Origin of the sequence: Polymorphospora rubra, from assembly GCF_018324255.1 — a bacterium.
Classification (GTDB): Bacteria; Actinomycetota; Actinomycetes; order Mycobacteriales; family Micromonosporaceae; genus Polymorphospora; species Polymorphospora rubra.
This window is the reverse complement of record NZ_AP023359.1, coordinates 6906891-6917161: the sequence shown is the minus strand read 5'-3', so window position 1 is coordinate 6917161 and position 10271 is coordinate 6906891. Positions and strand designations below refer to the sequence as shown.

1 protein-coding gene is annotated in these 10271 nt (G+C 75.8%); it reads left to right on the top strand.

Annotated features, from left to right (window positions below; translation table 11 throughout):
- Positions 1–23 precede the first annotated feature (23 nt).
- Complete coding sequence (locus Prubr_RS30650) at positions 24–10250, top strand: type I polyketide synthase (RefSeq protein ID WP_212818407.1); 10227 nt, start codon at positions 24–26, stop codon at positions 10248–10250.
- Positions 10251–10271: the final 21 nt, after the last annotated feature.

Sequence of the window (10271 nt, the reverse complement as noted above, 5' to 3'; positions counted from 1 at the left end):
TCCGGCCCGTGAAGGTGGCGCTGATGGCGACTGAAGACACGCTCCGCGAGTACCTCAAGTGGGTCACCGCCGACCTGCACCAGACCCGACGCAAGCTCGGCGACCTGGAGAACGCGCAGCGCGAGCCGATCGCCATCGTCGGCATGGGGTGCCGGTACCCGGGCGGGGTCCGGTCGCCCGAGGACCTGTGGCAGTTGGTCGACACCGGCGGCGACGCCATCTCCGAGTTCCCCACCGACCGGGGCTGGGACCTCGAACGACTCATCCACCCGGACCCGGACCACCCCGGCACCTCGTACACCGGGCACGGCGGGTTCCTGCACGACGTGGCGGAGTTCGACCCGGCCTTCTTCGGCATCTCGCCCCGTGAGGCCCTGGCCATGGACCCGCAGCAGCGACTGCTGCTGCAGACCGCCTGGGAGGCGTTCGAACACGGCGGCATCGACCCGGCCACCCTGCGCGGTCAGCAGGTCGGTGTGTTCGCCAGCACCTCCGGCCAGGACTACGCGGCGCTGCTCCAGCCGCCGCCGCCCGGCGTCGAGGGGTACGTGCTCACCGGTACCGCGGCCAGCGTGGTCTCCGGCCGGATCTCCTACGTGCTCGGCATCGAGGGGCCGGCGGTCAGTGTGGACACCGCCTGCTCGTCGTCGCTGGTCGCGCTGCACCTCGCCTGCCAGGCACTGCGCCAGGGCGAGTGCCACCTGGCGCTGGCCGGCGGTTCCACGGTCATGGCCACCCCCGCCACCTTCGTCGGCTTCTCCCGGCAGCGCGGCCTGGCCGTCGACGGCCGGTGCAAGTCGTTCGCCGCCGCCGCCGACGGCACCGGCTGGGGCGAGGGCGCCGGCCTGTTGCTGCTCGAGCGGCTCTCCGACGCCCGGCGCCACGGCCACCCCGTACTGGCGGTCGTCCGGGGCAGCGCGGTCAACCAGGACGGCGCCAGCAACGGCCTCACCGCCCCCAACGGGCCGTCCCAGCAGCGGGTCGTACTGCAGGCACTGGCCAGCGCCCGCCTGTCGTCCGCCGACGTGGACGTGGTGGAGGCCCACGGCACCGGCACCAACCTGGGCGACCCGATCGAGGCGCAGGCGCTGCTGGCCACGTACGGACAGGGCCGGCCGGAGGACCGGCCGCTGCGACTCGGCTCGGTCAAGTCGAACATCGGCCACACCCAGGCCGCCGCCGGCGTCGCCGGTGTCATCAAGATGGTGTTGGCGCTCCAGCACGAGCGCATCCCCGCGACCCTGCACGTCGACGCCCCGACCCCGGAGGTGGACTGGTCGGCCGGGGCCGTGTCCCTGGTCACCGAGCCGGTTGCCTGGCCGGCCGGGGAACAGCCCCGACGGGCCGGGGTCTCGTCGTTCGGCATGAGCGGCACCAACGCCCACGTGATCATCGAGGAGGCGCCCACCGAGAGCCCGGCGCCGGCGACGGACGCCACCGACACCTCCCAGCCGGCGGCATCCGTCACCCGGCCGGCGGCACCGGTCGACCCGGCCCCGGTGACGGGCGCGGGGCTGGTGCCCGTGTTGCTGTCAGCCCGCGCCGGCGAGGCGTTGGCCGCCCAGGCGAGCCGCTGGGCGGACCTGCTGGACACCGACCACGACGGCGAACTGGTCGACGTCGGCTGGTCGTCGGTCACCACCCGCGGCGTCCTGGAGCAGCGCGCCGTGCTGCTCGCCGCCGACCGCGCCGACCTGCTGCGCGGCCTGCGTACGCTCGCCGCCGACGGAACCGCCCCGGGCCTGGTCACCGGGCTCGCCCCGGGCGGCGGCAGGCTCGCCTTCCTCTTCTCCGGCCAGGGCTCGCAGCGGCCCGGCATGGGACGGGAGCTGGCCGCGGCGTTCCCGGTCTTCGCGCGCGCGCTCGGCGAGGTCACCGCCGAACTCGACCGGCACCTGCCCCGGCCGCTCACCCCCGTGCTCTTCGCCGAGCCGGGGACCGCCGACGCCGCCCTGCTGGACCAGACGGTCTTCACCCAGGCCGGGCTGTTCGCCGTCGAGGTGGCCCTGCACCGGCTCCTGGAGTCCTGGGGGATCACCCCGGACGTGCTGATGGGCCACTCGATCGGCGAGCTGACCGCCGCCCATGTCGCGGGTGTGCTGTCGCTGCCGGACGCCGGCGCGCTGGTCGCCGCCCGGGGTCGGCTGATGCAGGCGCTGCCGGCGGGCGGGGGCATGCTCTCGGTCGCCGCGTCCGACGACGACGTGCGGGCGGCGATCGCCGACCTGGCGGACCGGGTCGCGGTGGCCGCGGTCAACGGCCCCGCCGCCGTCGTGCTCTCGGGCGCCGAGGCGGCCCTCGACGACCTGGAACGCCAGTTCACGGCCGACGGTGTCCGCACCCGGCGGCTGCGGGTCAGCCACGCCTTCCACAGCCCGCTGATGGACCCGATGCTCGCCGACTTCGCCGCCGTACTGGACCGGCTGGAGCTGCGCGAGCCGACCCTGCCGATCGTGTCCAACCTGACCGGCGCCCCGGTCGACCCCGATTCGATCCGTACGACCGACTACTGGGTCCGGCACGTGCGGGACGCCGTCCGCTTCGCCGACGGTGTCGCCCACCTGCGCGGCGCTGGCGTGGGCGCGTTCCTGGAGGTCGGCCCGGGCGGGGTGCTCACCGCGCTGACCCGGGAGATCCTTGCCGCCGACGGCGACGACGACAACGGCCCCGCCGCGGTGCCGCTGCTGCGCCGCGACCGCCCCGAGCCGGAGTCCGCGTTCACCGCCCTGGCCGAACTGCACGTCGCCGGCACGGCGGTCGACTGGGCGGCGCTGTTCGCCGGTGCCGAGCCGCGCCGGGTGCCGCTGCCCAGGTACGCGTTCCACCGGCAGCGGTTCTGGCCGGAGCGGCCGCCGGCCCCGCAGCTGGCCGGACCGGGCACCGAGGACGCCGAGTTCTGGGCGGCGGTGGAGCACTCCGACGTCGCGGCGCTGCGCGGCCAGCTCGGTGCCGACCCGGCCGGCGCCGACCGGGACCCGGTGGCGGCACTGCTGCCCGCCCTGCCGGTGCTCGCCTCCTGGCGCCGTAACCGGCGCGACCACTCGGCGGTGGACGGCTGGTCGTACCAGGTGACCTGGAAGCCCGTGCCGGTCGACGAGAAGGACCGGCCGGCGGGCCGGTGGCTGGTCCTGCTCCCCGCCGCCGACGCGCCGGCGTGGGCGGACCGGCTGCCCGGGCTGCTGCGCGACGGTGGCGCCGAACCGGTTCCGGTCGTGCTCGGTTCCGACGACCTGACCCGGTCGGAGCTGGCCGCCCGGCTCGGCGCCGCGGCCGCCGACGGCCCGTTCGACGGCGTGCTCGCCGTGGCGGCCGGCCAGGACCGGCTGCTGCCGGAACACCCCGGCACGACCGCCGCCGCGGCCATCGTGCTGGTTCTGCTCCAGGCCATGGCCGACACCGACCTGACGGCACCTGTCTGGTGCCTGACCAGCGGCGCGATCAAGGCCGGTCCCGTCGACCGGGTCGAGCACCCGCTCCAGACCCTGGTCTGGGGCCTCGGCCGGGCCGCCGCCCTCGAGACGCCGCAACGCTGGGGCGGACTGGTCGACCTGCCCGCCACCGCCGACGACCGCCTCCTGGCCCGCGCGGCCGCCGTGTTCGCCGGCCGCAGCGGCGAGGACCAGGTGGCCGTCCGGGCGGGCGGCGTCTGGGCCCGCCGGCTCACCCCGGCAGCGGCCCCGGCCCCCGAACGGCCCGCCGGCGACTGGTGGACCGGCGGCACCGTCCTGGTCACCGGCGGTACGGGCGCGCTCGGCGGCCACCTCACCCGCTGGCTGCTCGACCGGGGCGCCCGGCACGTCGTCCTCGCCGCCCGGCGGGGCGCCGACACCCCCGGCCTGGCCGGGCTGCTCGGCGAGTACGACGGGCGGGTCAGCGCGGTCGCCTGCGACATGACCGACGAGCGGGCCGTCGCCGCGCTGGTCGACTCGCTGCCGGAGTTGAGCGTGGTGGTGCACGCGGCGGGCCTCGACCACCTCGCCTCGATCGACGACACCACCCTCGACGGCTTCTCCGCTGTCGTCGCCGGCAAGGTGCTCGGCGCCGTGCACCTGGACCGCTGCCTCGCCGACCGCAAGCTCGACGCGTTCCTGCTCTTCTCGTCCGTCTCCGGCATCTGGGGCAGTGCCGGGCAGAGCGCGTACGGGGCGGGCAACGCCGTGCTCGACGCGCTGGCCTGGAACCGCCGGGACCGCGGCCTGGCCGCCACCGCCATCTCCTGGACCGCCTGGGGCGGCGCCGACGGCATGGCGTCGAAGAATGCCGGCGTCGAGGCGCTGCACCGGATGGGTCTGCCCACCATCGACCCGCAGCGGGCCCTCGTCGCGCTCGACCGGGCCGTGCAGCGGCAGCAGCCCTGCGTCACCGTCGTCGACGTCGACTGGAGCCGGTTCCACCCGACGTTCACCATCACCCGGCCCAGCCCGCTGATCTCCGAGATCCCCCAGGTTCTGGCCCTGGCGATCGAGGAGGCCGAGTCCGCCGCGGCCGGCGCGCCCGCCGAGGCGCTGGCCCACCTGGCCGGCCTGTCCGAGACGGAGCAGGAGCGGGAACTGCTCCGGCTGGTCAACGAGGAGACCGCCCGGGTGCTCGGCCACGCCACGCCCGGCGAGCTGCGCGGCCGCCCGTTCAAGGACCTCGGTTTCGACTCGCTCACCGCGGTCGACTTCCGGACCCGGCTGAACGAGGCCACCGGGCTGCGCCTGCCGTCCACCCTGGTCTTCGACCACCCCACCCCGGCCGTGCTGGCGGCCCACCTGCGGGTCACCGCGTTCGGTGCGGCCGCCGCCGCGCCGACCGAGCCGGTGGTCGCCGCCGGCACCGACGAGGCCGTCGCGATCGTCGGCATGGCCTGCCGCTACCCCGGCGGTGCCGGTGGCCCGGAGCAGTTGTGGCGGCTCGTCGCCGACGGCGTCGACGCCGTCGCACCCTTCCCCACCGACCGGGGCTGGGACCTTCCCGACGGACAGGACCCGGGGTACGCCCCCGCCGGTGGCTTCCTCTACGACGTGCCGCAGTTCGACCCCGCCTTCTTCGGCATCTCACCGCGGGAAGCCCTGGCGATGGACCCGCAGCAGCGACTCACGCTGGAGACGTCCTGGGAGGTCCTGGAACGGGCCGGGCTGGACCCGCACGCCCTGCGCGGCAGCCGTACCGGGGTGTTCGTCGGCGCGTCGGCCTCCGGCTACGGTTCGGGGCTGACCGAGGCGCCGGAGGGCACCGAGGGCTATCTGATGACCGGCGGGGCGCACAGCGTCATCTCCGGCCGGGTGTCGTACACGATGGGCCTGGAGGGCCCGGCGGTCACCGTCGACACCGCGTGCTCCTCGTCGTTGGTCGCCCTGCACCTGGCCGTCTCCGCGCTGCGTCGCGGCGAGTGTGACCTGGCCCTGGCCGGCGGCGTGACCGTGATGGCCACCCCGGACACGTTCGCCGAGTTCTCCCGGCAGGGCGGCCTGGCCGCCGACGGCCGGTGCAAGTCGTTCGCCGCCGCGGCCGACGGCACCGGCTGGGCCGAGGGCGTGGGCATACTGCTGGTGGAGCGGCTGTCCGACGCCCGACGCAACGGCCACCAGATCCTCGCCGTGGTCCGGGGCAGCGCGATCAACCAGGACGGTGCGTCGAACGGGCTGACCGCGCCGAACGGCCCGTCGCAGCAGCGGGTGATCCGGCAGGCGCTGGCGTCGGCCGGCCTGTCGCACACCGACGTGGACGTGGTGGAGGCGCACGGCACCGGCACGACGCTGGGTGATCCGATCGAGGCGCAGGCGCTGCTGGCGACGTACGGGCAGGACCGGCCCGAGGAGCGGCCGTTGCTGCTCGGTTCGATCAAGTCGAACATCGGGCACGCCCAGGCCGCGGCCGGTGTCGCCGGGGTGATCAAGATGGTGTTGGCGATGCGGCACGGGGTGGTGCCCGCCACCCTGCACGTCGACGAGCCGTCTCCGCACATCGACTGGTCGGCGGGTGCGGTGTCGCTGGTGACCGAGGCGCGGCCGTGGCCGGCGGTGGACCGGCCCCGCCGGGCGGCGGTGTCGTCGTTCGGCATCTCCGGCACCAACGCCCACGTGATCATCGAGCAGCCGGACGAACCGACCACCGCACCCGACGAGGCGCCCGGACCGTCTCCCGCCGACACCGCGCTGGTGTCCCCGGGACCGCTGGCCTGGTCGGTGTCGGCGCGGTCCGGCCCCGCCCTGGCCGCGCAGGCCGCCCGGCTGGCCCGGTACGTACGGGAGCAGCCGGCGGTGGAGCCGGCGCGGGTGGCGTGGTCGCTGGCCACCACCCGGTCGGTGTTCGAGCACCGGGCCGGCGTGATCGGCGCCGACCGCGACGACCTGCTCGCCGGGCTCGACGCGCTGGCCGCCGGTGTCCCCGCCACCGGTGTGGTCACCGGCAGCGCCGCCGACCTGGGCGAAGGGCTGGTGTCGGTCTTCCCCGGGCAGGGCACCCAGTCGGTCGGGATGGCCGCCGGGCTGATCGGAGCCTGCCCGGTGTTCGATCAGGCCATCGCCGAGTGCCAGGTCGAGCTGGCCCGGTGGAGCGACATCGATCTGGTGTCGGTGCTGACCGGTACGGACGAGTCGTGGCTGGAACGCACCGAGATTGTCCAGCCGGCGATGTTCGCGGTCGCGGTCGCTCTCGCCCGGGTCTGGGAGCACGTCGGGGTGGTTCCGCAGGCGGTGATCGGCCACTCGCAGGGTGAGGTCGCCGCCGCGTACGTGGCCGGGGTGCTCACCCTGGCGGACGCCGTGAAGATCGTGGCGTTGCGGGCCCAGGCGTTGACGTCGCTGTCCGGCGTCGGGGCGATGGCGGCGCTCGACTGCTCGGCGCAGGAGGCGGCGGCACGGCTGCCCGAGGGCGTGACGATCGCCGTGTACAACGGACCGCGCGCCGTGGTGGTCGCCGGACCGCGCCAGGTGCTCGTCGAACTGGTCGCCGAATGCACCGCGGACGGGCTGAAGGCGCGCGTGATGCCGGTCGACTACGCGTCGCACTCCGCGGCGGTGCAGGAGGTCGCCGACCGCCTGCGGGTCGAGTTGGCGGAGGTGGCTCCGCGGCCGGGGCACACCCGGATGGTGTCGTCGGTGACCGGCGAGTGGGTCGACGGTTCCCAGCTGGACGGCGACTACTGGGCGATGAACCTGCGCCGTCCGGTGCTGTTCGACCCGGCCGTGCGGGTGGCGATCGAGGCCGGCTACCGCGGTTTCCTGGAGGTGTCGTCGCACCCGGTCCTGGGGCCGCCGTTGACGGCGATCCTGGAGGACGCCGGCGTGGCGGGGCAGGTGCTGGGCACCCTGCGGCGCGGTGGCGACGACGCGGTGCGGTTGGTGACCAGCCTCGCCACCGCCCACGTACACGGCCTGCCGGTGCGCCCGCGGGCGGTCCTGGCCGCCGCCGAACCACTGACCGACCTGCCCACCTATGCCTTCCAGAAGGAGCGGTACTGGCTGTCGCGCACCGGGACCGGGCGGGCCGGCCTGCCGGCCGTCGGGCTCGACCCGGCCGACCACCCGCTGCTCAACGCCGTCGCCGACCTCCCCGGCGACGAAGGACTGCTGCTCACCGGGCGGCTCTCGCTCGCCACCCATCCGTGGCTCGCCGACCACGCCGTGCTCGGCACCGTCCTGCTGCCCGGCACCGCGCTGGTGGAGTTGGCCGCCTGGAGCGGCTCCCACGTCGGCACCGCCTACGTCGACGAACTCACCCTGGAAGCTCCCCTGGCCGTGCCCGAGGACGGCACCGTCGACCTGCGCGTCCGGGTCGGCGCCGCCGACCCCGACGGGCACCGGCCGGTCAGCGTGCACTCCCACGTCGACGACGGCACCGGCCAGCCCGGCGCGGCCCGGCAGTGGCGCCGCCACGCCACCGGCCTGCTCGCCCCGACCCGGCCGGTGGCCACCGCTGCGACCGGCGCCTGGCCACCCGCCGACGCCGAACCGATGGCGCTGGACGACCTCTACCCGAACCTCGCCGCGATGGGCTACCACTACGGGCCGGCCTTCCAGGCGTTGCGGGCCGCCTGGCGGTCCGGCGACGACATCCTCGCCGAGGTCGCCCTCGACGACGACGTCGACACCGACGCCTTCACGCTGCACCCGGCGCTCCTGGACGCGGCGCTGCACGCCGTCGGCGCCAGCGTCGCCGGCCGGCCGGCCGCCGACGGCGAGAACGCCGTCCGGCCGGGCCTGCCGTTCGCCTGGACCGGGCTGGCCATCGAACCCACCCGCGCCCGGGAACTGCGGGTCCGGCTGCGCGTCGGCCCGTCGGCGGTGGCGCTGACCGTCACCGACACCGGCGGCGAACCCGTGGCGTCGCTGGACGCGCTCGTGCTGCGGCCGATCTCCGCCGACCAGCTCGACGCCGCCCGACGCACCGCCAACCGGTCGCTGTACCGGCTCGACTGGACTCCCGCCCCCGCCGTGGCCGCCGGGCATCCGGCCCGGATCGTCGCCCTCGGCCAGGAGGACACCGACGGGTACGCCGACCTGCCCGCGCTGACCGCCGCCCTGCGCGCCGGCGCGCCGGTGCCCGACGCGGTCGTCGTCGCCGCCGGCCGGCGCACCGACGAGCCGGACCCGGTGCGGGCCGCACACCTGATCAGCCACGAGATCCTGGCCGTGGCCCAGGCCTGGCTCGCCGAGGACGCCCTGGCAACGGCCCGGCTGGTGGTCACCACCCAAGGCGCCGCGTACGCCGTCGACACCGACCGGGTCGACGACCTGCCGGCGACCACGGTGTGGGGGCTGCTGCGCTCCGCACAGTCCGAGCACCCGGACCGGATCGTCCTGGTGGACCTCGACGCGGACCCGCGCTCCGCCGCCGCCCTGCCGGCGGCGCTGGCCACCGGAGAGCCGCAGCTCGCCATCCGGGACGGCCAGCTGAGGGTGCCCCGGCTCGGCCGGCTCGCGCCACCGCCGTCGGAGTCGACCACGCCCGACCTCGCCGGCGGCACCGTACTGGTCACCGGGGCAACCGGCGCGCTGGGCCGCAACCTCGCCCGGCACCTGGCCGCCCGGCACGGCGTACGGCACCTGTTGCTGGTCAGCCGCACCGGCCCGGACGCTCCCGGTGCCCGGGACCTGGTCGGGGAACTGGCCGCGGCGGGTACGACCGCGCGGGTGGTGGCCTGCGACGTCACCGACCGGGACGCGCTGGCCGTCCTGGTCGACGAGATTCCCGCCGACGCGCCACTGGTCGGCGTGGTGCACGCCGCCGGTGTCCTGGACGACGGCATCCTCGCCGCACTCACCCCGGACCGCCTCGACCGGGTGCTGCGGCCCAAGGTCGATGCCGCCTGGCGCCTGCACGAGCTGACCGAGAAGCTGGACCTCGCCGCGTTCGTGCTGTTCTCCTCCGCGTCCGGCCTGTTCGGCGCTCCCGGCCAGGCCAACCACGCCGCGGCCAACGCGTTCCTCGACGGCCTCGCCCACCACCGGCGGGCCAGGGGGCTGGCCGTCACCTCGATGGCCTGGGGCCCCTGGGCCAACGAGGAGGGGCGGGACGGCCACGTCGACGAGGACCGGATGCGCCGCGCCGGCTTCCGCCCGTTCGGCCCCGACGAGGGCATGGAGCTGTTCACCGAGGCGCTGCGCGGCGGCGACCCGGTGGTCGTACCCGTGGGGCTGGACCTGGCGGCGCTCGGCCGGCTCGGGTCGGCGCTGCCCCGGCCGCTGCACGGCCTGGTCCGCACCGCCGCCCCGACCCGGGCCGCCGCCGGCGGCGACCCGGCCGCGTTGCGGGAGACCCTGGCCGCCACGCCGGAGGCCGAGCGGGACCGGGTCCTGTCCGACCTGGTCCGCACCCACGCCGCGGCGGTCCTCGGCTACCCGTCGTTCCGGGCCATCGGCGAGGACCGGGGCTTCGTCGAGCTGGGCTTCGACTCGCTGATGGCGATGGAGTTCCGCAACCGGCTCGCCGCCGCCACCGGCCTGCGCCTGCCGGCCACGCTGATCTACGACCGGCCGACCACCACCGCCCTGGTGGGGCATCTGCGGGGCGGGCTGCTGGCCGAGCGGACCACCTCCGCGCTGTCCGTACTCGGCGACCTGAACAAGCTGGAAAACGCCATGAAGTCGGTCGCGGCCGACGACACCGACCGGACCGCTGTCGCCGCCCGACTGCGGGAACTGCTCTCCCTCTGGACCATCGCCGAGCCCCGTACCGACGACCCGGCGGCCGATGCCGGCCTGCACTCCGCCAGCGCCGAGGAGATCTTCAGCATCCTCGACGACGAACTCGGAACGGCCTGACGCCGCATGTCACGGACCTCG

Bases quoted from the DNA above. Each gene is read 5' to 3' on its own strand.
- Prubr_RS30650 (WP_212818407.1), top strand. From the start codon at position 24: ATGGCGACTGAAGACACGCTCCGCGAGTACCTCAAGTGGGTCACCGCC.